This window comes from Nostoc sp. ChiVER01 (genome assembly GCF_034531155.1).
In the GTDB taxonomy this organism is placed as follows: Bacteria; Cyanobacteriota; Cyanobacteriia; order Cyanobacteriales; family Nostocaceae; genus Nostoc.
This window is the reverse complement of the sequence record NZ_JAVRBS010000031.1, coordinates 25,663-50,606: the sequence shown is the minus strand read 5'-3', so window position 1 is coordinate 50,606 and position 24,944 is coordinate 25,663. Positions and strand designations below refer to the sequence as shown.

At 40.0% G+C, this 24,944-nt stretch carries 23 protein-coding genes, 2 tRNA genes and 2 pseudogenes; 14 read left to right on the top strand and 13 right to left on the bottom strand.

The genetic code is table 11. From position 1 onward, the window contains the following. The 8 genes from RMY00_RS29545 to RMY00_RS29505 form a co-directional block, all read right to left on the bottom strand. Entirely contained in the window at positions 1–327 is a 327-nt protein-coding gene (locus tag RMY00_RS29545) for a hypothetical protein (RefSeq protein WP_322650938.1), read from the bottom strand. A gap of 294 nt (positions 328–621) precedes the next feature. Further along, the gene (locus RMY00_RS29540; RefSeq protein ID WP_322650937.1) at positions 622–1,221 is read right to left on the bottom strand and encodes a hypothetical protein; all 600 of its coding nucleotides are present in this window, start codon (positions 1,219–1,221) and stop codon (positions 622–624) included. Between the two features lie 172 nt (positions 1,222–1,393). Further along, a complete protein-coding gene (locus tag RMY00_RS29535) occupies positions 1,394–2,920 on the bottom strand; it encodes a slipin family protein (protein WP_322650968.1) in 1,527 nt (508 codons plus the stop codon). A gap of 599 nt (positions 2,921–3,519) precedes the next feature. Further along, positions 3,520–3,594: transfer RNA gene (locus RMY00_RS29530), tRNA-Met, on the bottom strand. A 1-nt stretch (position 3,595) separates the two neighbouring features. Next, positions 3,596–3,671: transfer RNA gene (locus RMY00_RS29525), tRNA-Lys, on the bottom strand. A 150-nt stretch (positions 3,672–3,821) separates the two neighbouring features. After that, entirely contained in the window at positions 3,822–4,010 is a 189-nt protein-coding gene (locus RMY00_RS29520) for an ATP-binding protein (RefSeq protein WP_322650967.1), read from the bottom strand. 107 nt (positions 4,011–4,117) lie between these two features. After that, on the bottom strand, positions 4,118–4,903 hold the full coding sequence (locus RMY00_RS36275; RefSeq protein ID WP_416212115.1) for a hypothetical protein: 786 nt from the start codon (positions 4,901–4,903) through the stop codon (positions 4,118–4,120). A 153-nt stretch (positions 4,904–5,056) separates the two neighbouring features. Continuing rightward, complete coding sequence (locus RMY00_RS29505) at positions 5,057–5,635, bottom strand: hypothetical protein (RefSeq protein ID WP_109012220.1); 579 nt, start codon at positions 5,633–5,635, stop codon at positions 5,057–5,059. A 368-nt stretch (positions 5,636–6,003) separates the two neighbouring features. On the opposite strand from RMY00_RS29505, the gene RMY00_RS29500 reads away from it, so the two are divergent. Beyond that, positions 6,004–6,654: a TraX family protein gene (locus RMY00_RS29500; RefSeq protein ID WP_322650935.1), complete on the top strand. Its 651-nt coding sequence runs from the start codon at positions 6,004–6,006 to the stop codon at positions 6,652–6,654. 602 nt (positions 6,655–7,256) lie between these two features. After that, positions 7,257–8,216, top strand: a complete 960-nt coding sequence (locus tag RMY00_RS29495) for an orange carotenoid protein N-terminal domain-containing protein (RefSeq protein WP_322650934.1) — start codon at positions 7,257–7,259, stop codon at positions 8,214–8,216. Between the two features lie 546 nt (positions 8,217–8,762). Here RMY00_RS29495 and RMY00_RS29490 read toward each other — a convergent pair. Beyond that, the gene (locus RMY00_RS29490; RefSeq protein WP_322650933.1) at positions 8,763–9,089 is read right to left on the bottom strand and encodes a DUF1330 domain-containing protein; all 327 of its coding nucleotides are present in this window, start codon (positions 9,087–9,089) and stop codon (positions 8,763–8,765) included. Between the two features lie 174 nt (positions 9,090–9,263). On the opposite strand from RMY00_RS29490, the gene RMY00_RS29485 reads away from it, so the two are divergent. From RMY00_RS29485 to RMY00_RS29470, 4 genes are all read left to right on the top strand, one after another. Beyond that, on the top strand, positions 9,264–9,530 hold the full coding sequence (locus RMY00_RS29485) for a hypothetical protein (protein WP_322650932.1): 267 nt from the start codon (positions 9,264–9,266) through the stop codon (positions 9,528–9,530). A gap of 289 nt (positions 9,531–9,819) precedes the next feature. Next, positions 9,820–10,245 carry a hypothetical protein gene (locus tag RMY00_RS29480; RefSeq protein ID WP_322650931.1) on the top strand — a complete coding sequence of 142 codons (426 nt, stop codon included), beginning with the start codon at positions 9,820–9,822 and terminating at the stop codon, positions 10,243–10,245. A 247-nt stretch (positions 10,246–10,492) separates the two neighbouring features. Further along, positions 10,493–12,691, top strand: a complete 2,199-nt coding sequence (locus RMY00_RS29475; RefSeq protein WP_322650930.1) for a sensor histidine kinase — start codon at positions 10,493–10,495, stop codon at positions 12,689–12,691. A gap of 124 nt (positions 12,692–12,815) precedes the next feature. Beyond that, positions 12,816–13,463 (top strand): class I SAM-dependent methyltransferase, encoded by a 648-nt coding sequence (locus tag RMY00_RS29470; RefSeq protein ID WP_322650929.1) that lies wholly within the window; start codon positions 12,816–12,818, stop codon positions 13,461–13,463. Between the two features lie 44 nt (positions 13,464–13,507). Here the strand turns inward: RMY00_RS29470 and RMY00_RS29465 are convergent, their stop codons facing one another. Beyond that, positions 13,508–14,305, bottom strand: coding sequence for a dienelactone hydrolase family protein (locus RMY00_RS29465; RefSeq protein WP_322650928.1), 798 nt, complete (start codon positions 14,303–14,305; stop codon positions 13,508–13,510). Between the two features lie 250 nt (positions 14,306–14,555). On the opposite strand from RMY00_RS29465, the gene RMY00_RS29460 reads away from it, so the two are divergent. Then, positions 14,556–15,095 (top strand): DUF2267 domain-containing protein, encoded by a 540-nt coding sequence (locus RMY00_RS29460; protein WP_322650927.1) that lies wholly within the window; start codon positions 14,556–14,558, stop codon positions 15,093–15,095. Between the two features lie 65 nt (positions 15,096–15,160). Here RMY00_RS29460 and RMY00_RS29455 read toward each other — a convergent pair whose 3' ends face one another. Both RMY00_RS29455 and RMY00_RS29450 read right to left on the bottom strand, forming a co-directional pair. Further along, complete coding sequence (locus RMY00_RS29455) at positions 15,161–15,499, bottom strand: XisI protein (RefSeq protein ID WP_322650926.1); 339 nt, start codon at positions 15,497–15,499, stop codon at positions 15,161–15,163. After that, on the bottom strand, positions 15,487–15,903 hold the full coding sequence (locus RMY00_RS29450; protein WP_322650925.1) for a XisH family protein: 417 nt from the start codon (positions 15,901–15,903) through the stop codon (positions 15,487–15,489). Before RMY00_RS29450 ends, RMY00_RS29455 begins: the two co-directional genes overlap by 13 nt. 204 nt (positions 15,904–16,107) lie before the next feature. On the opposite strand from RMY00_RS29450, the gene RMY00_RS29445 reads away from it, so the two are divergent. Together RMY00_RS29445 and RMY00_RS29440 are read left to right on the top strand one after the other, a co-directional pair. Beyond that, entirely contained in the window at positions 16,108–16,677 is a 570-nt protein-coding gene (locus tag RMY00_RS29445; protein WP_322650966.1) for a Uma2 family endonuclease, read from the top strand. Positions 16,678–16,960: 283 nt separating this feature from the next. After that, positions 16,961–17,890 (top strand): hypothetical protein, encoded by a 930-nt coding sequence (locus RMY00_RS29440; RefSeq protein ID WP_322650924.1) that lies wholly within the window; start codon positions 16,961–16,963, stop codon positions 17,888–17,890. Positions 17,891–17,950: 60 nt separating this feature from the next. Here the strand turns inward: RMY00_RS29440 and RMY00_RS29435 are convergent. Beyond that, positions 17,951–19,294: pseudogene (locus RMY00_RS29435) on the bottom strand (site-specific integrase); the annotation flags it as partial. A gap of 178 nt (positions 19,295–19,472) precedes the next feature. Between RMY00_RS29435 and RMY00_RS36270 the strand changes: the two are divergent. From RMY00_RS36270 to nifN, 5 genes and pseudogenes are all read left to right on the top strand, one after another. Next, positions 19,473–19,640 (top strand): annotated as a pseudogene (locus RMY00_RS36270) (nitrogenase molybdenum-iron protein alpha chain); the annotation flags it as partial. A 197-nt stretch (positions 19,641–19,837) separates the two neighbouring features. After that, the gene (gene nifK / locus RMY00_RS29425; RefSeq protein ID WP_322650922.1) at positions 19,838–21,373 is read left to right on the top strand and encodes a nitrogenase molybdenum-iron protein subunit beta; all 1,536 of its coding nucleotides are present in this window, start codon (positions 19,838–19,840) and stop codon (positions 21,371–21,373) included. A 159-nt stretch (positions 21,374–21,532) separates the two neighbouring features. Continuing rightward, positions 21,533–21,880 (top strand): Mo-dependent nitrogenase C-terminal domain-containing protein, encoded by a 348-nt coding sequence (locus RMY00_RS29420; RefSeq protein ID WP_174710318.1) that lies wholly within the window; start codon positions 21,533–21,535, stop codon positions 21,878–21,880. A 148-nt stretch (positions 21,881–22,028) separates the two neighbouring features. Next, positions 22,029–23,411 carry a nitrogenase iron-molybdenum cofactor biosynthesis protein NifE gene (nifE, locus tag RMY00_RS29415; RefSeq protein WP_322650921.1) on the top strand — a complete coding sequence of 461 codons (1,383 nt, stop codon included), beginning with the start codon at positions 22,029–22,031 and terminating at the stop codon, positions 23,409–23,411. After that, positions 23,411–24,748, top strand: a complete 1,338-nt coding sequence (gene nifN / locus RMY00_RS29410) for a nitrogenase iron-molybdenum cofactor biosynthesis protein NifN (RefSeq protein ID WP_322650920.1) — start codon at positions 23,411–23,413, stop codon at positions 24,746–24,748. The genes nifE and nifN overlap by 1 nt, the downstream gene beginning before the upstream one ends. Positions 24,749–24,944: the final 196 nt, after the last annotated feature.

Below are 24,944 nucleotides of genomic sequence, written 5' to 3'. Positions count from 1 at the left end.
TTAACTCTCCAACTCTTCTAACACTGCACAGATGTCTTCAATGGTGGCATTTTCTAAGACCACTCGCACATCGTCAGTTACAAGTACTACATCAAACTTCTTATTAGATCGTTTGTGTTCCTGATACCACTTACGGATTTGTTCAGCAACTGCAACTGTACCTCCTACAATCCCAACCACAGTGCCTATGACAGCCAATGTACCTTCTTTAGTAGTCACAGAATTTACTGCAATTTCCCAACTACCCTGTAGACCAGTGGTTTCAAACAGTTTTTCAGCAGCAATATCAGTTTCTTCACCTTCAAGGGAAAGCTTTATCTCTACCATATATTAATCGAGTAACTATAATACAAGTATACTATCTCACTTCCGTAAGAGCCAGTACGAAACTCTGATGCTCTAACCAACAACTGACTACTAATCGGAATTCGTAACATTCAAGCTAGTAAATGAAGGTAATGTAATAAAGATGATTTAATTGCCTTTACGAGCGATCGCAATCTACCCATCATTTTTTAATAAAAAACTATTTTCACTGACATTTTATGAGACCAAGTATATAGCGATCGCCCCAACTCAAAAGTAGATTCATCCACTGGTGAAAAGAAAGCTTTATAAAAATTAACTACTGAATTTCTGAACAATTGTCTGTACAATTGCCAAAATAGCTCCTACGTTATCCAAGTAATATCTTTGCTTATCAAGCAAAGCCACTTTTTGCGAAAGTTGAAGAAACTGCCAAACTTCTCCTGTTGTCACGCATCCATACACAGGTATTTCTGCTTGTCCAGATGAACGATTGAATAAATCCGCCGCTACCATTTGCGCGATGCACTGTCCTAACCCAGCTTCAACATCATTTTTCTTCGCTTCCACAACAGTGAGAATTGGCGATCGCAACGGTGGTAAAGGTGGAGCTATTGCTAAAATAAAATCACATTCCCCAATCAAGCCCTGTGCAGGATCAACATCAAGTCTTTGTCCAGAGAAAATAGCCAAGCTATCTTGGCTCAGATCGCGACAGGTTAGTAAAATCGGTACAATAATAAATTCGCTTCGAGCTTTTTCACTAATCAAAGCTAATTGGGTTCGCTTTCCTAAAGTTTCATTTAACCATGAAGGAATAGAAAGAGGTACAAGCTTGGGAAACAAATCTGCTTCTTGGGTGGTTATTCCCAAAACAGCCGCAGCTTTTTCTAAAGTAAAATCGCTGTACGCCATAGTTTTGCACTGCTTTGAGTATATGACGTTTTCAATAAAAGGGAATTACTTCTATTTTACCCCTGTTGTAAAGATGTCTAAAGATTCTGTGTGAAATGCTCCCGAAGTAGTACTTGAGAAAGACTCATGTTGTTAAGAAGAGATCCGAGTTATTAAAGGCTAATTTGTCAAGTTACTGCGGATTCATCCGAATCAAGTCTGTCAAAATACTATCCAAGCTGCCGTTAACTTGAATGCGATCAATCTTCTCTGCAATCCGCTCTAATACTTCGAGTTCCTTCAAACGCAATGCAACGGGGTTATCCTCCATCACTTTGGCAGTGTTTAACATACTACGAGTAGCAGCAGTTTCTTCTCTACGTCTGACTACGTTGGCTTGAGCGGCTTTTTCTGCCTCCACTACCTTACTCAAGATAGTCTTAATTTCGCCAGGTAAAATAATGTCTTTGACACCTACAGAATCTACTTCAATTCCATAGTCTGCGGCTTTCTGGCGAATGTATTCAGAGATGCTTCTATCAATTGCACCTTTATCTTCTAATAAAGCATCTAAGTTGCGTTCGCCGACCGCACCACGCAAAGCAAACTGTAATTCTTTGTACAAATAACCAGAAATATCTGACAATCCGTTTTTTGCCCTCAATGGGTCGAGTATACGGAAGCCAGCAGTCAAATTCAACCGCAGAGGTACTTTATCTTTAGAGAGGATGTCTTGGCCTGATACTTCCATATTTTGTAGTCGCAGGTCGATGGTTTCGGTTTGAAAAGAGCGGCCAAATAACCACCAAGCATGTACCCCTGGCGATCGCTGTCCTTGAAACTCTTGATTAATATATACTAATCCAACGTGATGGGCAGGAACTTGGCAAATATGCAAACAGTTGCGACTGAGCAATTTTACTTCTGTTGAACCCTCAACCAACTCAGCCACTAAGCTAGGCTGTAACTGAGCATCCGCGCTGATGTCGAGAATTTCCACTGTAACACCCTGCCAAAATAACTTGCGGCTGGTGGGTGGCAAAATAGAAATCATTTTCCCTCGATATCGCACAATTGCAACTTGCGAAGGCAGTAATTGTACTGTTTCACAGTAGGCAGCAACAAAGTCGGGATGTTTTTCAATGAGTACATCTTCGAGGGGAAAATCTGGGTTAGGGATAATTCGGCTGAGAGTCCTGACTGTAACATCTCTATCTACCGACCAAAAAGCATACTCTCCTGATTCTAGAGGTCGCACAAAATTATTTTGCAGATATAGTAAACCAATCTCATACTCTGATATTTGGAACTTCTTCAGTCCATTCAAGGTAACTGAGCGCAATTGTTGCACAAATGAACTAGGCAATTCTAAGCTTTCTTCTAAGTTGAATAGATGAGACTCTACCTCAATAAAACCACGCCAAAAAGCAATCAATTTATTTGGTGCAACGCTTACCCAATTCTGACCGTAGCGGACTAACGCAGCTTGATTAAATGCAGTTCTGATAATCAATAAATGTTGTTGCAGTTCGGCTTCATGATTTCGCAACAACAGTTCTAGGTTTTCAATCTGAGCTAGTGGCTGATTGAGGTCATAAATTTTTACTTGCCAATGCCGACCAAAATACGTGTGTGTACCGGGTTGCAAAATTTTCTTAAAGTCGCTGCGGTGATATAAGATGCCGATTTCGTTAGGTTTGATATAAAACTTTTGCCACATAATAATTTGCATAAATAATTTACGCGATCGCAACCAGCTAAGAAGATTTGATCAACACATTTATAACCTTGCTTGAACTCAAATACCCCCTGCAATGCAAATCGCTGTCTTACAGCTTGAATACTACAGTTATTGGAGTTTGTAACCTTGCGGACAAAGCCTAAAGGATTAATTTTAGCTACTTGTATTACTATAATACTACAAAATATTTTTTAACTCTGCAAGTGCAAGTGTTTACAGTTTAGGTGTGGGCAAAAGCTTCCCCAAAGCTGGATTAAGATTGCTGTTACTTTTCCCAAACTGCTCAATGGCAATCTAGAAAAAGAACCGCGCTCAAATATACCGTTCAATTTACCAATCTAGAATCTTAAAAGAAAACTAGATGTAGAAAACAAAGGGAGATACTCAAGTTAGGGAGAAATGCAGTTGCGCTTACTCCTTGACTGTGGCTACAGAACATCTACCCTTATGAGTAATGACCAATAGCAGAACACTTACACCGCAGAGTTTGGAAAATGACGGACTTGAACCGTTTTGGGATTTCTCCCGTACCATATTGGATACCTTGGAAGGGTATTGTCTTTTGACCCGGACAGGGTTGGGTGAAAGTATAGGAATCGAACCTACAACACATCGATTATGAGTCGATTGCTCTACCAGTGAGCTAACTTCCTTTGGTGTTTGATACAGGACTCGAACCTGTGACGCACCGATTAAGAGTCGATCGCTCTGCCAACTGAGCTAATCAAACGATGGTACAGTTTTAAGCACTCGGCGGTATACGCTTATACTAAAGGATGGCGCACCAGTTAGGCATTAGAACCTAAACCATAGCTTTGTAACTTTGTAACTATCCCGCTTCAAATCTAGCATAAAGGGATTGGGCATTGGGAGTACTGAGTTAAGAGTTAGGAATTATCCCCTGTGCCCCTTCATACCCTTTCACTGGGAGCGTAATTATAAATTCAGTACCATCACCTAAAGTTGAATTGACAGCGATCGCTCCACCATGTTTTTCGACTACAATCTGATGAGCGATCGCTAATCTTAATCCTGTTCCCTTACCAACCGCTTTTGGGGTGCATCCCAGTTTTTATTCTTCCACCAAGAATAAATAAGTAAGACCAAAAGATTGTTACAGAAATATGAGGTAGGGGAGTAATTAGACACTATCAAGGGAGAATAAAGTGATCAATACTAGGTGCATCCATGACTCCCGAAGAACATCAACAGGTCATAGAATACTCTGGTGCAATAGCGAAGATACTGTACAAAAACGCCAATAGTGAGCAAATCAAAAGCTTGGCAAAGATAGAAAAGGTCATAGCTTATATTCTGTTTTTTTGTTATTAAATCTAAGTCTTCCATTATTTGTGACTCAACCCGTAACAAAGCATCTTTAAAGGAATTTGATTTTTTCTTAGTTGTAGGTGCTTTGTAGATACCATCAGTTTGAGATTTGCTCGTTAGTTCAAGAATAACAGAGACTACCAATCTATAAAAAAACTTATTATCTGGAGTAATTTCTAATCCTTTGAGTCTTGCATTCACAAGGACTCTAAGTTCGGTTTCTGGAATTAGTTTCTTCAGAAACGTTAAAGCATCAACTGAATAGATATCTTCTAATTCTCCTTTATATGGAGAAAGTTGATGTAAAGTAGAGAAAACTTCATCAGGGTTAATAGCGCCAAGCGCAGCTTGACACTTTGCTGTTGCAAGATCAGCAAAGTAAGGATTAGCTTCACAGGTAATGCAACTGAAACCATCAAGTAAACTCTGGACTGGTGTAGTTCCTAAGCCACCGAAAGGATCTAAAATTATATCTCCCGAAGATAAACCAGCTTCTCGGATACATACTGAGACAAACTCAGGTGAATATCCAGCTATAAAATTTACCCACCTGTGAATAGGATGAAGTGAGCTTGTAAGATTTGTTGGTGCAAGAGCCGGATGGATAGAATCAGTAAAAAGAGAAAGCTGCATTAGGTGGTTTTAATTTTCGGAATTTAGATTTATTAATCATTTGGCAAATAACCCTGACAGCGTAACATAATTTGTTGATTCTCTGGCGATCGCACTAAGTCTGAGCCGCATAACAGTACAGTTGAGCGGTTGCAAGTAACAGTATTGCTGATTTCAGTCTGGGAAAGCTAAACCAGTCATTGGGTCACGAATATACAACCCTAGTGTGAGACTACGAATCGCTTCATCCCAAACGGGTATTAATTGTTCTGCTTGATCTGCCCAATAATCGAATGTAATTAAACACTGAATATTCGACCCCAAAGCAATGCAAGTCCGCGAAAAAGCTTCTCGTGGTTCTTCCTGAGTGTCAATGAACTTCATCTCTGTCCAGACAATTTTGGCGGTTTGGCGCTTGACGGTAATAATTTCTCCCTTAGCAATGATGTTGCGGCTGTCGTTTTCCAGAACTTTCTTCAAGGTAGATTTTAGGGGAAACTTGCTCCAATCGTTGGGTGGCAGAGGATTAAAAGATACTTCTAGACAACAATCATCGTTAGGGGGTTTTTTATCGAGGAACTTGAAAGATTTTTCTTGTGGCTCAAAAACCCAATCTTGGGGAACATTGAAGCGAACAGCTCCACGATTCGCAACAAATATTTTATAGCCTGATGGAGATTCCCAATGATGGTCAGGCTTTAGTTCAAGGGTTTCTTTAATCCACTGGAGATTGCTTTTTTTACGCTTTGCCATAGTATTTCTGCCAATCTGCTGAAGAGGGCGTAGGCGTTAGCCCGTCGTAGATATCGCCTAATTTGGGTCGTAAACAATCATCAACTTTGTTAATGTTATCAAATTGCTAGTATTTAGTAGCGCTCTTTTATTACCTTTATCAAATAAAAATTAAAAATCTTGATTTTTATTCATCGGGTTGATGAATATATAGATAAGTTAGAAAGCCGTAGTCAACCCAGCAAGCTAAGGTTATCCTCCAGTTTTTGACTGGCGTCGAAGGTTTGGACAACCCTCAAGAAGCGGAGGATTTCAGTCAGGATGTTTTTTGAACTAGTAAGCGATCGCTAATAACCTATGTAGTAATTTTGACGCTAAAACTCAACCTTATGATTAAATTTTCAGCTTTCAGCATTAAAATCTTAGCAGCAGTATTCATGGTTATGGATCATGTGTGCTATTTGTTAATGCCAGACTTTTTAATATTGCACTTTATTGGGCGATTGAGCTTTCCCCTCTTTGCATGGCTTCTGGCTACAGGCGAAAAACACACCCAAAATGTGTACCGTTATGGAAGCAGGCTATTAATTACAGCAATTATATCTCAGCCAATCTATATTGTTGTTTTCCAAAAGTTCTCATTTAATATTCTCTTCACGCTTCTTCTTGGACTTGTAATGTTGCGCTTAGTAAGGCTTTGTCCACAATTATGGCAGCAATTAATAATTATTGGATTGTGTGCAGTAGTTTCTGAGGTTTTGAAATTTGAGTATGGAGGATATGGGATTGCAGTAATTTTATTGATGTCTTTAATAGACAAACTCAATCCCAGAGTATGGTTGCTCTACTGGTGCAGCTTACACTTAATTATAGTAATTCTATCTATAAATTATATATTTCAAATTTGGGCAATTTTTGCAGGATTCATTGTTTTTCAATTCAATGGGATACAAGGTTCACGGGCTAGATGGTTTTATTTGTTCTACCCGACTCATATAATAATTTTAGGTGTAATCAATTATTTAATACAGTCCAGGTAGGATTGAGCAATTGACCTACACATAATCTCCAGAGAATTGGCTTCACCGATTGATGCAAAGTCATCCCCTAACTAAATGGCGATCGCAAAAAAATTTGTAACTTGCATTTTACTAATAAATGAACCAAGAGTTTACATTAGACAAACTTCACTTTATTTAGCCCAACCTACAGCTAAACATAAATCTACTCCAACACATACAGTAATTAAAATAACTAATTTAAGCAATTACCAAATTCTATTTTTATTGCCGAAAAAGCTCAAAAAATAGATATATTTATCTATAAAGATAGATATTATCTAATTATATATCTTCCTTTTGAAGGATATACTTTTGAAAAAATTACCTTTGTTAGACCATAAATTGAAAAAAAACAGTAGATATACATTTCATTCAATGATATTCATCAGATAAATCTCTTATAAATCTTAGTCTTTTGTTAATGTTTACCAGCTATGATGCCAGAGTAGTGAATAATAATTCAAATTTGAATATCTAGGGATAATTGTGTCATCCAGGAAAAATGCCCTAGATTTATCCCTCAAACTGCAAAATGTAGCCGAAAACAACTACTTAATAGATAAATATTTGAGGTAACAAGCATGAGTTATACTATCGAATCTGCACGGAATATTTTTTCTAGCACTCAAGTGGCAGATGCTGTTCCAGCCACTACGGCAATGTTTGCTAAACTCAACGTTGACGATCAATTGGCATTTCTCTGGTATGCCTACGCTGAACTAGGTCGTACAATTACTCCAGCTGCTCCTGGAAAAGCCAATCTCCAATTAATGGAAGGTATATTCAACGAAATTAAGCAGATGTCTCATGAACAACAAACACAGTTAATGAGAGATTTAGCAAGTAATGCTGATACTCCTATCAGCCGTTCTTATGCATACTTTGGTGTCAATGCCAAATTGGGATTCTGGTGGCAGTTAGGAGAGTGGATGAAACAGGGTATAGTCGCTCCTATGCCAGCTGGCTATCAAATGTCAACCCAAGTTAAAGCAGTGCTAGAAGCTGTTCAAAAAATCGATTCGAGTCAGCAAATTACTGTACTACGCAATACTGTAGTAAATATGGGATTTGATCCGTCTCTGGCTGATAATAAACAGGCAGAAGTCATAAACTTTAAGTTCCCACGTTCATCTCTAAGTCCCCAATTTACTATTGAGGGAGTTACAGAACCCACAGTGCTGAAATACATTGAAGCTATGAATGCAGATAACTTTGAAGCTGCTGTTGCTTTATTTGCTAACAATGGTGCGCTGCAACCACCTTTCCAAAAACCAATTGTTGGCCGAGAAGCAATCACTGCTTACCTAAGAGATGAGGGACAAGGGTTAGTGATGAAGCCAACCAAAGGCGTTTCGGAAACTATAGAAGATGATTACACACAGCACAAAATTACTGGTACGGTCGAAACTCCTTGGTTTGGGGGTAATGTTGGGATGAATATTGCTTGGCGATTTTTACTCGACCCTCAAGGTCAAATTTACTTTGTGGCTATTGACTTACTTGCTTCTCCCAAAGAACTACTTAACCTAACTCGCAAGTAAAATTACTTTGCCTTATATACAAAGTAATTGCGTTTGTTGAAGATGATGTTTTAAAAGGGTTTTTTGCTCTCATGGTTAGCAAAGCATTGCATCTTAGTACATAGCTAAAATATGAATTTGGCGTTGTAATAACCCTGACAGAAATATAAAATTGTAACTTCCGGGGCTTTTAAAACATCCTCTAAGGCGCATAACGCTTATCAAATAAAATCTCAAGAAATGCTCGGTTCACATAGAACCGAGCTTCAGTCAAATGTAGGCAAGCTAGTGTAAATTAGAAATTAGCTGTTCACTCAAATCAATGTAAACTACATCTCCTAGTTCAAGGGCTGGATTAGAAACAGTGAAATTTTTTAGTAGATTTGTTGTCTTAAATTTTCCGATAGCGAAGTAGTACTTTGTTTAAGTTAGTTTTGAGGGTTTGTAGTAAGGACTTTAATCCTTAGTACGAACTTGCTTATAACAATTTAAACTTAACAGACTAGTAGAGTGTTTTACCCGATGCAATCAAAACCATATTTTGATCAAAGTGGACAATCGACGATATTAACCTTTTGGTAAATAGGGTATGCTTCCTGCAAGATCAGTGTCGTCAATTATATGAAATCTGCTGATACTACCATCCTGTCTAGCTTTACGATATTTTGCATAGGCTGGATCGTTAACAAACGCTTCCACTGCATCTATAGAAGGAAATTCCATCAAGGCAACCAACGTTGTTTCTAGCCCCTCGCCTTCAATAGTCGTAATATTGCCACTGCGAGAAAGGTATTTTCCGCCATGATTATGTACAATATCATGAACATTTGCTGCGTATTCTGGAATCCAGGCTTCATCAGTAACTTTAACATCTGCGATTAAATATACAGCCATGAGCGTTCTCCTGTAGTTAGTTAGCTGACTATATTTGCTGAGAATTCTTTCAAGACAATAACCCTATCAATAAAAATATATAGATTTTATTTATTGGTATTAATAACTTTTGTTGCGCCTATTTTTCCAATTTCAAAATTTGCTAAACGATGTTCGAGAGTTGCTTTATTTAGCATGATTTTATTTTTACTTTCCGTTCGTTCCAAAGGAAGTGACACCATTAAGAACGAAATTACACATTCATACTGCCAGCATACTGATGAAAGTAAAACACTAAAACAAACCCTCTTCTGCGATTTCTACGACAGGCTATGCCTACGCACTGCCATCAACGAAGAGGCAGGGAACAAAGCGGGGGGAAAGCTTTTCAATCCTGTCCCCCCAGTAAAACAAGAACTGCTCTCTGCTTCCTTACCTCTTGTTCAAGACGATCAAAATTAGCATTACAGCTCAGAAATATGAATAAAGTCGAATTTAGTAAGCAAAAGCAACTTTTACTTTCTCAAACCCCAGTTTGCTTTCTCATTTCGGTGTTTTCCGCAAGCAAAAGCAGCTTTTACTTTCTCAAACCCCAGTTTGCTTTCTCATTTAAGTAGTTCGCGCAATCTGCTGCCATTATTCTTATGTAGCAAAAACTATTGCAGATTTGCTAGAATTCTCTCAGGCTGATCTATACGGAAGCCTTTTAAGGTAAAGAATATTAACCGTACTAGATTCCAAGGTGTAGATCATGGCTCGTAGAAAAAGAACTTCTGTAGTGTTAGAAAGAGCAGTGCGCCGTGCCGCTAGCATAAACTCAATTGATCCAAGTTTAGATTTAGGCAATGGACTTACTTTACCTGCTTTTTCAACCCTGATCGAAACGATGCGATCTAAAGAAAATGCTTACAACAGCGCCCTTTCCAGCTTAGATAAGTTGTATCATGAAATGCTGGAAACAGAAGATAAGTTGGGAGATATGACAGAACACATGTTAATGGCAGTTGGAACTCGATATGGCAAAAGCAGTGTAGAGTATGGCATGGCAGGAGGAGTTCCTAAAAGCCAGCGTCGTAAGGGACTGCGAGGCCAATCGCAAACTCCTAACGCGGAGCAACCGTCATTTGTTGCTAGTGTGGAAGGCAAGAATGGAAAAACAACTGTAGCGACAAGTTAAGATGTGCCGTAGTACTGAAAATTTTGTCAAACCTAAATAATTGCGACGCCGATAGCGTAGCGTTAGCGACGCAGGAGCGTCATAGCTCGTTGTAGACATCGCTGTTTTATCAAAATATTTATCCGTTAGTATTCGCTAAAGCGCAATGCACCCTACAGCTTGACAAAAAAATCTAAACAAAGGTGAGTATGTGGGCATCTTGGGAACTATAGAAGTAAATCAGATTAAACTCAACTTCTAGTTGCCAATGAAACCTCATTATTATAGCAAAGGTAAAGCGTTTCCATTACAGATTGTTCTTGTTGTTCCCTTCCTTATTCAGATTTTTGCAGCAGTAAGTTTAGTAGGTTATTTGTCCTTTAAAAATGGACAAAGAGCAGTTAACCACTTGGCAGAGCAGTTGATAGATCGTACTAGCGAGGTAGTGGATGAGCATTTAAAGTCTCATCTTTCCATTCCGCAAACCCTTAATCAGATCAATGCAGATGCTATCCATAGGGGAATATTAGATATACGCGATCGCAAAACCCTTGGCAAGTATTTCTGGGATCAGATCCGCCTGTATGACCTGACTTATATTGGCATGGGACTAACTACGGGTGAGGGATTAGGTGCTGCTCGTTATGATGGCAAGACAATTACCATTGATGATTGGACTGCCAAGCCTCCAAATAATACTTACACCTACGCTACCGATAATCAAGGTAATCGAACTCAGGTCAATGCTAGGTGGGATTGGGAAAATTCTAAGGAATCTTGGTATACCCAACCCATCGCCGCAAGTAAACCTATTTGGGCAAAGATTTATACTGCAAATTTCCCAACAGGCCCCTACATTGCTGCCTCTGCTAGTCGTCCCATCTATGATTCGCAAAATCGCTTGCTGGGAATGATTGCTACGGATATTCATCTGTTGAAACTCAGCGATTTTTTACGCAGTTTAGATGTTAGTAAGTCTGGACAAGTATTCCTTTTAGAGCGCGATGGCACATTAGTTGCCAGTTCTGGTACAGAGAAACCATTTACCCTCGTTAATCAAAAAGTGCAGAGATTGCGGGCGATTAACAGCCCCAATCCAATGATACAGAACATCGCCAGACACCTCCAAACCTTCAACGGGTTTAAGTCCATCACTAAAGACACAGATTTTCAGCTTGAGGTGCAAGGAAAACGGCATTTTGTCGATGTTGCACCTTGGCGTGACAAGTTTGGCTTGGATTGGCTGGTAGTCGTTAGTGTGCCAGAAAACGCATTTATGGCGCAAATTAATGCCAACACGCAAACCACGATCGCCCTTTGTTTTGGCGCATTGGTTATTGCCTCAATGATGGGTGTGTTCACCTCTCATTGGATTGTACGCCCGATTCTGCGCCTGAGTTGGGCAAGTGAGGCAATGGCATCTGGCAATTTAGATCAGACAGTAGAAACTAGCAACATTCAAGAACTTAATATCTTGTCTAACTCTTTCAACTACATGGCAGGGCAATTACACGAATCGTTTACTGCCCTAGAGAAAAATAAGGAAGAACTAGAAGATCGGGTAGAAGAACGTACTATTGAACTCAAAAATGCATTAAGGGAATTGCAGCGCACTCAATCTCAAGTGATTCAAAGTGAAAAGATGTCTAGTCTCGGACAACTAGTTGCTGGAGTTGCACACGAAATTAATAACCCAGTCAACTTTATTCATGGCAACCTTACTCATGTGCAGGAATATACTCAGGATTTATTAGCACTTGTGCAGTTGTATCAGCAATATGATTCTAATCCTGCTTCTGAAATTCAAATTGCTATTGAAGATATGGATCTGGAGTTTTTGCAGTCAGACTTGCCAAAAATGTTGTCTTCTATGAAAGTGGGTACTGAGCGGATTCGCCAAATTGTACTGTCACTGCGGAATTTCTCTCGCACCGATGAAGCAGAATTTAAAAGGGTCGATATTCATGAGGGCATCGACAGTACCTTGATGATTTTGCAACACCGTCTCAAAGCTAAACCAGAACAACCTGAAATTGAAGTGATCAAAGACTATGGCAATGTACCTTTAATAGAATGCTATGCCGGACAACTCAATCAGGTGTTCATGAATATTTTAGTAAATGCGATTGATGCTTTAGAAGAAAGCAATGTCAAGCGTACTTATCAAGAGATTGAAGACAATCCTAGTCAAATTAGGATTCGCACATCGGTAGTTAACTTAACCTGGGTAGAAGTAGCGATCGCTGATAACGGAGTCGGTATTTCCAAAGAATTTCAGCAACGAATATTCGATCCCTTTTTCACTACCAAACCCATTGGCAAAGGAACTGGAATGGGTATGTCTATCAGCTACCAAATTATTACAGAAAAACATGGCGGCAAACTGGAGTGCTTTTCAAATCCTGGAGAAGGAACCGAGTTTATCATTCAAGTTCCTCTCCAGCTAAAAGTTCATGGAGTAGTTTAACTTAATACTAATTTGGAATTGCCAAATTATCTAGCTATTATTACGGTAGTCAATCAAGTTTAAGTATTTTATTATACGTATATTAAGAAATTAAAAATCAGTAGTTATATTTGTTCAGGAACCTATGCAGATAAATCAGGTGATCGAAACCTACGATCAAGGCGCAGTGGATTATGACGCAATTATGAAGCGTTACTGGCACATTGAACGCGAACCTCTAATTGCTTCTTTGCAGCTTAAGCCAGGACAAACCGTACTAGATGCTGCGGTAGGAACAGGTCTTAATCTTTCAGCCTACCCTGAAGGTGTGCATGTCGTCGGTGTTGATCTTTCCGAGAAGATGATGGATGAAGCACGTAAAAAGCGCATATCCGCAAACATCACCTTTAAGGTATCGGATATGTGCAATCTTGATTTTCCTGATAATAGCTTTGATGCAGCAGCGTCAGGATTTACTTTCTGTGTCGTTAACGATCCAGTTCTTGCTCTTAAGGAAATTCTACGAGTTACCAAGCCTGGTGCATTTATTGCCATTCTCGATTACTGCAAATCGCAAGATCCAGAGTTTCAGAAATGGCAAGAATTAATATTTGATGCTAGTTCACAGTTAGGCTTCCCGACTGGCAAAATCAAGTGGAATGCATTGATGGACTATGACGAGTTAATTTATCACAGCAAGCTGACTATTGAAGTACTTGCGGATAATCGCATAGAAAATCCAAACCCGTTTTTATGCGGTTGTCAATTGCTGCTGAAAAATTCAAAAGCTTAAAAGCAATAGGATCGCACTTATTGAACAAGAGTGCGATCGCAGTTTCACAAGTGATTCTGAAACAGTTCTAAAACATGTTGCCAAGCATCAGGAGCAGCTTCGGGATTGTAACTTGGGTGTTGTTCTATAAATGGGTACTTGTCTTTAAAGAATCCGGCAAAAAATCCGTGTCCTGCATCGTATCGAAATACACGATGATTGATATTCTGTTTATTTAATTCTGCCTCAATTTGCTCGTTTTCCTCTTGCGAAACTAATGCATCTCTTGTACCAAAAAATGCATAAATAGTACCTTTAATTTCCAAGGTGCGATTAATAGTTGGAGTCTCTTCACCATAACTGGAAGTAGTAATCCCACCACCGTAGAATGAAGCTGTTGCTTTGATATCGGGTAAAGTTGCAGCCATATAAGCAACATGACCGCCAAAACAGAAACCAATGACGCCAATTGCATTATTTTTTACATTGGGTAAAGTTTTGAGGTAGGTAATGGTAGCTTGAATATCGCTAAATATCTCTTGATATTTTACTTGTTGATAATATTCCAAGCCCAGGCGATAGGCTTCTGGGCTAAACCCAACATCTTCAGCGCTAAAATCAGCCTCAAAACCGGGAGCAATACGTTGATACATTGTCGGAGCTATTGCCACGTATCCTTGTTTGGCAATTAATTCTGTAATATCTCGAATATTACTATTGATTCCAAAAATTTCTGGAAAGACTATAATCGCGCCAAAAGTCCCGTTTTGTGCTGGTTGAGCTAAGTAAGCATCGATTTCTAAGTCATCGTTGGGTACTTTGACATAGGAGGTGTTAATTTCGATGTTTGTTGTTTCTAGCATCTTTGTTTCGGCTGATTTTATACCAACTTATTTATTTTGACTGGTTTTCGACACAGACGGGTACAAACATCAGAAGTATTGCTCTCCTCACCTCAACCATGACTTTACAGCTATGAACAGATCAGATGAATTTCTAACTTTAGAATAGATACCATCTCAAACTTCTGGATGATACTAAGGGTTTTTGATTTGTGCGACCTTACATAAGGTAAGCATAAAGACTCAAAATTAATAACTAGAAGAAAAAACAATGCCAGATCAAAGTTTTAGAACAGATATTCCAGAAGTTGATCCAACAGAGATTGAAGATACTCGAACTGCGATCGCTGACGAACATCGCTCATTTTTAGAAAAAGTCCAGGTTAAAGCCGGATTTGCAGATCCCTATGATGCAAGAGACTTTACCGAAGTTGTGTTTCGCGTTATGCGCGACTTAATGACAACAGAAGCTAGCGATCGCGTAGAAGCAGAACTGCATACAGAGGCTGTGCCTACTGATGAAAAAGCACTCCAGTTTGAAGTGTCTGATCTCTGGAGAGATAGCAATCCACTTGTGAGATTTTTGAGCCGGGTTCGTCCACCTTGGCAAGGCCCAGGCATCTTCAAGATCGATTCTGATCGCTTCCTCTTCCGAGTTGCTAATGAAAGTGGAATGCCGCGATCAGTCGAGCGAGAGCAAGCGGTTAAAGCAGTGTTTTCTGCCACCAAAGACGAACTTTCCGAAGAACGGATTCAGGAAATTGCTAGCTGGCTACCTGATTATGTACGTCAGTTTTGGGAACAAGCTTAATTAGAAAGGTGAAAAAGTCAAGTCTGTTTGCGAGTAGCGATCGCAAACAGGCTTTTTAAATAGGTTTAGCCTACAGCAAACTCTGTATACTGCCGTACATGAGGTGCATGATATGCTATCACAATATCTTGCTTAGGCACTCCCTCGCTCACAAGTTGATCTGCGAGTGCATCCTCTGTTCCATCATGCTGCACCCAAATTTTTCCATCTTTAATATCTACATGCAGCACACAGCCGTAAATTCGGGTACTACTATCCTTCCATCCCACATGCACAAGCTGATAGTGGTCTTTTGTAGTATCAAAAATGGTTTGACTTTCTATTGGATCACTCTCAGAACGCAACTTTCCTCGCGCCGTCAATAATTTCTGAATTAGTTCACGATACAAATTTAGCTTATCCATTCTGCAATCTCCTGTTTTTCTGTGTCATACACCAAAAGGGGAATTTTGTTACGGACAATGACCGTTTGAATAAATGGATATCTGAAAAATCGCTTATAAACGTCGAGCGGAACTGCCAAATATAACCTCCACTCTGGATCGTCATCTTCCAAAGCAATGCGGTAGTTAATAAATTGTCCAATTGCAGTATGAAACTCAGAAATTGTTGAGGCTGCTAAAAATGTTTTGATTTCAACTGCAATCTTTTCTTCATCCTTTGTCGCTGCTAGCAACAGTTCCGCACCTAAATCGATATAAAAATCAACAAAACCCAAATCAATGTGGTATGGATCGTGAGTAATTATCCACCCTTCCTTTTCAAGGGCAGTTCTAACCAGTTCATGAAACCTATCTCTTGCAGACATCGTAGATAGCTAACCAGAAAGATAAAGTCTTTGCCTAAATTCTATCGTTGATCTCACTCAAGCAGCATTAGGTGTAAATTCGTCTTTGCAGAATTTGAAGGCGATCGCGCAGCATCTCGTAGAAAAGAGAAGATATCCCCTCACAATCAAATTTGTGACAAAATAATATTGTTGTTTGATAGCCAATGCGATCGCTTACGACCTATGATTTCTACCATCTCGCGCCGCTACAGCTTGGATGAATATCGTGCGATCGAAGAAAAAGCCGAAGGACGCAGCGAATACCGAGATGGAGAAATTGTACCCATGCCTGGAGGAACCCTTAAACACAGCCGCATTGGTCGGAACATTCTGACCTACTTTAGTACTGTGATGCGTGATACTCAATTCGAGCCAATTAACAGCGATTTACGGCTGTGGATTCCCGAACATCGACGCGGAGTATACCCAGATGTAATGGTTTTTGACGGTGAACCGCAATTAAATGCTGAACGTTTAGATGAAGTCTTAAATCCCACGCTGATTGTTGAAGTTCTATCTCCTTCCACCGCAGATTACGATCGCCAAAGTAAATTTCGGATGTACCGATCAATTCCGAGTTTTAGCGAATATTTATTAGTCGAGCAAGATGAACCTTTTGTGGAACGCTACAGTAAACAAGCTGAAGGTTGGTTGCTTAGTGATTTTAGCAGCTTAGAGGTATCTATTTCTTTAAATTCAGTTGCGATCGCATTATCGATGGCAGAAATTTATCGCGGCGTTGTTTTTGAGTAAATCAACTTTGTGAAGATGTATGCTTTGGGAGGGGTGCGATCGCCTGCTGATACGATAAAGGTGCATTGCGATTTGCGGCAACGCACGCTACACTACGGATGCGATCGCATTATAGTAGGATAGGCAACTAAATTGCTTGTGTAGACAAACTTATAAATAAAGACTTGATATGCAATCCTTTCAGATAATAGAATAGCTTGAGACTTTACGTGAAGTTTTACAAAGTGCAGACAACAAGGTATTTATGGATTGTTTAGCTATGTTAGACAATTGCAGAATTATAATGAATAATTCAATGGTCAATCTCTTAGATACTAAAATAGATGCAAACGCTAATAGTCAAAATTTAACTAATTATAGAAATCAGATAAATACTTGCAAATCAGATATAAAAGCCTTAATACAACCTAAGTTATTTTTTCTCTCCATCGGTAGGTTAAAAACAGTTTTTAGTTTTTTACAACAAAATTTAAATCAAGAAAACGTTTTTATTAATAATATTAATTCTCAAATTACAGAATTTGAAGATGTATACCAGAAATTTATTCAAGATTACTCATATTCTTCAACTGTGGAATTAGTTAACTCAGGAACAAATATGTTCCACTCATTAAAAAGTATTGAAGATGTAACTAATTTGATTGAAATAAATCTTAAAAATAATTATGAACACGATAGTTCTTTAGGTTGCTTTTCACTTTTATTGCATTCAGAATATACATATAATGATTTTATAACGAAATTAGAAATTCTACAAAAAATTTATTCAGAACTTTGCTTTCTTCTACACATATCTGAAAGTGATTTTCCACTCAGAATTGCGAAAATAGAGTCAGGAAGTTTATTCGTAAAAATATTTGGAGAACCTAAAGTTATACAGATTATTTCCGATTTGATCAAAGATACAATTGGTTTTTTGTATAGAAACACAACTACCGAAGGGAAGATTGAATCAATTCCTCGCAAGACTGAAGCAATAGAATCAATTCTTAAATTGAGGGAAAAATTACAGGAAGCAGGACTTGAAGTAGATGAGCTAAATGAAAGTATTGAAAAGTCAGCTATTCTTATAGCTGAAGACCTCAATGGCTTACTTGTAGGCGAACGTGGAGTTGAACTGAATGGAGAAATACTTCAAGCAGGAAACTATAAAACTCAAAAGCTTTTAGGCACTAGTAAAGGATATCAACTTGAAGGTGGGAAAGATAATTAGTAGGTGCTAGGCTACTTTAATCACTTGCACAATGTACCACATCTATTTTTATGAAAAAATTTAACTCCGGTTATAAACTAACTCTATCTTTAACTTCTCAATCTCCAACCTCAATTTCTCATTCTCCATCCTCAACTTAACATTCTCTTCCTTAATCAACTCAACTTCATTTCTCTTGCTCAAAGCCTGATTAATCGCCAACTTCCGCATATCTAGCGAAAACCAACGCTGATAAGTTTGGGTATGAACTTGCACACTATGCCCCAAATTATCCGCCGCCGCTTTAATTGGTATTCCCAGAATATGCGCCCGAATTGCCCAAGCGTGGCGTAAATCATAAGGTTTAAAATCTAATCCTATCTTGCGAAACCACCAGCTAACTCGCTGTGTTAACGCCGTTATCTCTGCGTGATTGGTGTTATCTTTTTTAGCGATCGCACCCCTTAACATCTCTAAATATTTCGGATTTCTCAAATCAAAATCATCAATCCATTGCATATATAATGGCAATGCTTCTCTCTCACCAGTCTTACAATCTTTATCAACTTTCCATGTCAAATCTGTATTTTCTGCACTCAACCACCAATCAATATCAGGATTAATAAAAAGTTCCCGTGGACGTAAACCAAAAACTGCTAACATTCCATACGTCCAGCGCCAAAGTTGCCAGCTATCTTGAACATTTTGATTTACTTGATTACCTCTGTTATGCAAATAATCTTCAAACTTGAGAATTCCATCAGCTATTTCCGCATCTGTAGGAATGTTGCGGGAACTATTCTCAGGCATCTTTGAATATTTAGATAAATCGATTTCGATTTTAAATGTCATACAAAATGCCGATATAGCTCTAGCTGCATTATATTTAGCCCACTCCTTATCGATTTGTTCAATGGAACTTATCAAATTTTCAGCGATCGCTAAATCTTTAGGATTCGTAAATCGTTTAGTTCGGGAAAAATAATAAAAAAAAGTATGTTGACTTTTAGTAGTTCGTTTATGAGTCTTAAAATACTCTTCTTCAAATTGTTCGAGTAATTCTCCTATAGTTTTAAATTCTTTTTTAATCGACTCATTACCTAAATATTTATCATTCCACTCAAAAGTTTTACGAGCGATTAACTTCCCTAATTCGTATGCTTCTTCCTCAGCCGTCTTGAGTCCATCCAAGTTAGCGGGAATATTCAAACTGAGATTGTATTGCTTTCTCCCAGTACCGTTGCTGTCCTTGTCTCCCGGTTTAATTGGCAACGTCGCCCGTAATTGCAGACTTCCATTCGATTCTCTAATTGTCACCTTTGCCTTTGCAGACTTCAAACGCAGATTAACTTTCTCTAATTCTAGTAGTACTTTCGTTCTCATGTGTTCTTTTTGCTGCTGTGCTTGCAGAGATGAGCAAAAAAACAGGCGATTTTTTAATCGCCTTGGTTCAGGACAACATTTAGATGATGCGTGAGTTCTGAACCTAGTTATGCTGTATTTTTAGCCTATATTTAGCCTAAAAATAAATGTGTTATCAGCGAACAATGTTTATCGCTGACACTGTTTATTGCAAACATTAGGCTGTTGAAAAAAATTAAACCACAAAAAGGATTACTCCGGCCCTTATCACGGTTATGACGGCTTCGCCATCTTCGCACGCGATATGGACTTGGCACTCAACAGCCCAACCTGGGGATTAATTGGCGCTCCTTGGAATGAAGCAGCTAAGGCTAAGAAGGCTGAAGCTAAGGCTAAGGCTGCCGTTTAGGGAAATGGGAGAGAGAGATAAGTAAGGATAACCTGGGGCTAAAACCCCAGGTGGGAGTTGGGAATCCAAAATTCAAAATTGAAAGATTAAAAATTTATTTTGATTTTTGCATTTTGAATTTTGAATCATATTCCCACTCCGCCTTAAATCTTCATTTCTCGATTAGTAAAGAATTCAGTAAGCTTGGAGATCCGAAAATGCCTCAGAATCCAGAAAAAATTCAAGATCACGTCGAGTTATTCCACCAGCCTGAGTACCAACAGCTATTTGAAAACAAAAAGCAGTTTGAAAACGGTCACGAAGCCGAAGAAGTACAACGGGTTGCAGAGTGGACAAAGGGTTGGGATTATCGTGAAAAGAACTTCGCTCGTGAAGCTTTAACCGTTAACCCTGCTAAAGGTTGTCAACCACTAGGAGCAATCTTTGCTGCTGTTGGTTTTGAAGGTACTCTACCTTTCGTTCAAGGTTCTCAAGGTTGCGTTGCTTACTTCCGCACCCACTTAACCCGTCACTACAAAGAACCATTCTCTGGTGTATCTTCTTCAATGACTGAAGATGCAGCCGTGTTTGGTGGTCTGCAAAACATGATCGACGGCTTGGCGAACTCTTACCAACTGTACAAGCCCAAGATGATCGCTGTCTGCACCACCTGTATGGCAGAAGTAATCGGTGATGACTTACAAGCTTTCATCAACAACGCTAAGAGTGCAGGTTCAGTTCCTCAAGATTTTCCAGTACCCTACGCTCATACCCCTAGCTTTGTCGGTTCCCACATCACTGGTTACGACAACATGATGAAGGGAATTCTTTCTAACTTGACCGCAGGTCATAAGAAAGAAACCAGCAATGGTAAAATCAACTTCATCCCAGGTTTTGACACCTACGTAGGCAACAACCGCGAAATCAAGCGGATTGCTTCTTTGTTCGGCTTTGACTACACAATTTTAGCCGACAATAGCGACTACTTGGATTCACCAAACACAGGTGAATTCGATATGTACCCAGGTGGTACAAAGTTAGAAGATGCAGCAGATTCAATCAATTCGAAAGCTACGATCGCTCTGCAAGCACACTCTACACCCAAAACCCGCGAGTACATCGAAAAAGAATGGAAGCAACCAACCTCAGTTTCCCGTCCTTGGGGCATTAAGGGTACTGATGAGTTCTTGATGAAACTCAGCGAATTGAGTGGTATCCCCATTCCCGAACAATTGGAAATTGAACGCGGTCAGGCAGTTGATGCCATGACTGATTCCCACTCATGGATTCACGGCAAGCGCTTCGCTATCTACGGCGAACCAGATTTAGTATATAGCGTAGTTGGCTTTATGCTAGAAATGGGTGCTGAACCTGTGCATATCTTGGTTCACAACAGCAATGAAGTATTTGAAGCAGAAATGAAAGAACTGCTTGCTTCTAGCCCCTTCGGTCAACATGCAACTGTTTGGCCTGGTAAGGACTTGTGGCACATGCGTTCATTGTTGTTCACAGAACCAGTAGACTTCTTAGTTGGTAACACCTACGGTAAGTACCTGTGGCGCGACACCAAGATTCCCCTTGTGAGAATCGGCTACCCCATCATGGATCGCCACCACTTACACCGTTACTCCACCATTGGTTATCAAGGTGTGATCAACCTCCTCAACTGGACTGTAAACACCCTGTTTGAAGAAATCGATCGCAACACCAACATTCCTTCTAAGACAGATATTTCCTACGACTTGATTCGTTAGAAATTGCGTAGAAACACAACGTGTTAATTAAAGGGTGAAGAAGGGGAATAGGGAGTAGGGAATAGGGAATAGGGAAATATCCAAACCCAATGCCCAATGCCCAATCCCCCATCCCCAACTCCCCTTTTTCTTGATAGCATTTACCCAAGGTATATATAGATGGAAACCATCAATCACACTCACGAACATACTCACACTCATCCTCATCCTAATTACCATCCACCTAACCAGAAAAAACGAGGATGGTTTAACAATCTTCTGAATCCGTTGCGTGGTGTAGTGGATGGAATTCAGGTTAAAAATAATCGCATCGCTCATCTAATTTGCCAAACAATTCCTTGTTGTTGTCCCTTTGAGCGACAAATTAAATTATTTGGGAAGTGTATTGATATTCCACCACTATGTAAACTCAATCCTTTATATGACGAATTTGTAGGATTGCGTTTCCGCGCTCTATCTTACCTGACCGATGTCTGTGGAGAGGATGTCACAAAATACATTTGTTAGTCATTAGTCATTGGTCATTGGTCATTGGTTATTGGTCATTGGTCATTAGTCATTAGTCATTAGTCATTAGTTGTTAGTTATTCAAAGGACAAAGAACAAATGACAAAGAACAAATGACAAAGGACAATTAACAATTAAGAGAAGAGAGATGAAAAGCACCCAAGGTAAAATCAACGAGCTGCTGACTGAGACAGGATGCGAGCATAATCAGCACAAACAAGCAGAAAAGAAAAATAAATCATGCGCTCAACAGGCACAACCTGGCGCGGCTCAAGGGGGCTGTGCCTTTGATGGTGCAATGATTGCTCTAGTGCCGATCGCAGATGCAGCGCATCTAGTCCACGGGCCGATCGCCTGTGCTGGTAATTCCTGGGGTAGTCGTGGTAGTCTGTCGTCTGGCCCGCAACTCTACAAAATGGGCTTTACCACTGACTTGGGTGAAAATGATGTCATCTTCGGTGGCGAAAAGAAACTCTACAAAGCGATTCTGGAACTTCACGAGCGCTACCAACCAGCAGCAGTATTCGTCTATGCCACTTGCGTTACAGCCTTAATTGGCGATGATATGGATGCTGTCTGCAAAGCGGCGGCTGAGAAAATTGGTATTCCTGTTGTTCCCGTCATTGCACCAGGATTCATTGGCAGTAAAAATCTAGGCAACCGTTTTGGCGGTGAATCTTTATTAGAATATGTTGTCGGCACAGCAGAACCGGAACATACAACGCCCTATGATATTAACTTAATCGGTGAATACAACATCGCCGGGGAAATGTGGGGAGTAACACCACTGTTAGAAAAATTAGGCATCCGTATTTTGTCTAAAATTACGGGCGATGCTCGCTACAATGAAATTCGCTACGCCCACCGCGCCAAGCTCAACGTCATGATCTGCTCGCGAGCGCTGCTCAATATGGCGAGAAAGATGGAGGAGCGTTACAACATCCCTTACATTGAAGAGTCTTTCTACGGCATTGATGATATGAATCGCTGTCTGCGAAACATCGCCGCTAAATTAGGTGACGCTGATTTACAGGAGCGGACAGAAAAACTAATTGCAGAAGAAACGGCTGCTTTAGATTTGGCATTGGCTCCTTATCGCGCTCGACTCAAAGGTAAGCGGGTTGTTTTGTATACTGGTGGTGTTAAGAGTTGGTCGATTATTTCGGCTGCTAGAGACTTAGGTATTGAAGTTGTTGCTACCAGTACTCGGAAAAGTACTGAAGAAGATAAAGCCAAAATCAAGAAGTTGATTGGCAACGATGGCATCATGCTAGAGAAAGGCAACGCTCAAGAATTGTTACAACTGGTTAAAAACACCAAAGCAGATATGCTGATTGCTGGTGGACGTAACCAATACACAGCTTTGAAAGCTCGGATTCCTTTCCTTGATATCAACCAAGAACGCCACCATCCTTATGCAGGTTATGTGGGGATGATTGAGATGGCGCGGGAACTGTACGAAGCTTTGTATAGCCCGATTTGGGAACAAATACGCAAACCCGCTCCTTGGGAAGAAGAGGAAGAAGTTTAATGGCGATCGTTACCGCTTCTAACAAAGCACTGACAGTTAATCCCCTCAAGCAAAGTCAAGCTTTGGGCGCAACCTTAGCCTTTTTGGGATTGAAAGGGACAATGCCCTTATTCCACGGTTCTCAAGGTTGTACTGCTTTCGCTAAAGTTGTCCTGGTGCGGCATTTCCGGGAAGCGATTCCCCTTGCTACGACGGCGATGACGGAAGTCACTACTATTTTGGGTGGTGAAGAGAATGTGGAGCAAGCAATTCTGACTCTGGTAGAAAAAGCTAACCCAGAAATTATTGGTTTATGTAGTACTGGGTTAACGGAAACCAGAGGTGATGACATTGAAGGTTTTCTTAAGGAAATCCGCGATCGCCATCCCGAATTAAATGATTTAGCGATCGTTTTTGCACCCACCCCAGATTTTAAAGGTGCGTTGCAAGATGGCTTTGCTGTCGCTGTAGAAAGCATCGTTCAGGAAATTCCTCGCCCAGGTGGACTCAGAACTGAACAAGTCACCATTTTGGCGGGTTCTGCTTTCACACCTGGGGATGTACAGGAAATCAAAGAGATAGTCACATCTTTTGGATTAGTGCCGATCTTTGTACCTGATCTTGGTGCTTCTCTAGATGGACATTTAGAGGATAATTATAGTGCGGTTACAGTCAGTGGGACTACCTTAAAACAGCTACGAGAAGTCGGTAGTTCTGCCTTTACCCTGGCATTGGGTGAAAGTATGCGGGGGGCTGCCAAGATTCTCGAAGAACGCTTTGGCACACCTTACGAAGTGTTTGGCGAACTAACTGGATTAGAACCAGTAGATGAGTTTATTCAAGCATTGGCGATTCTGAGCGGTAATAGCGTACCTGAAAAATACCGCCGCCAACGTCGTCAGTTGCAAGATGCGATGTTGGATACTCACTTTTACTTCGGTGCAAAACGAGTTTCCCTCGCACTAGAACCAGATTTGTTGTGGTCAACCGTGCATTTCCTGCAATCGATGGGAGCACAAATTCATGCGGCGGTGACAACCACGCGATCGCACCTCTTAGAAAAACTCCCGGTTAAAAGTATTACCATCGGCGACTTAGAAGACTTTGAGAGTCTAGCGGGCGGTTCTGATTTGCTGATTGGTAACTCCAATGTGGGTGCGATCGCAAAACGCCTTTCGATTCCTCTTTATCGTTTAGGATTGCCCATTTATGACCGCTTAGGTAATGGTCAATTTACCAAAGTTGGCTATCGAGGCACAATGGAACTTTTATTTGGCATCGGCAACCTGTTTTTAGAGGCAGAAGAAGCGAGAGTTAAACAGTTCCAAGAGTTCGGAACTGTGAGCGCAGAGTTTTGAATTCTTCTTCAAGAATTCAGAAGTCAGAATCCAGAATTCAGAATGCTTTTCAGAAAGAGTAAAACCTGTCACTGATTGTTTGCCCTGAACGTTTTCGTAGGGAAAAACACTAAATATGCAGATTTAGTTCTTATTCCTGAATTCTGAATCCTGACTCCTGAATTCCTTCTTCCCAATTCAAAATTCAAAACTTTAG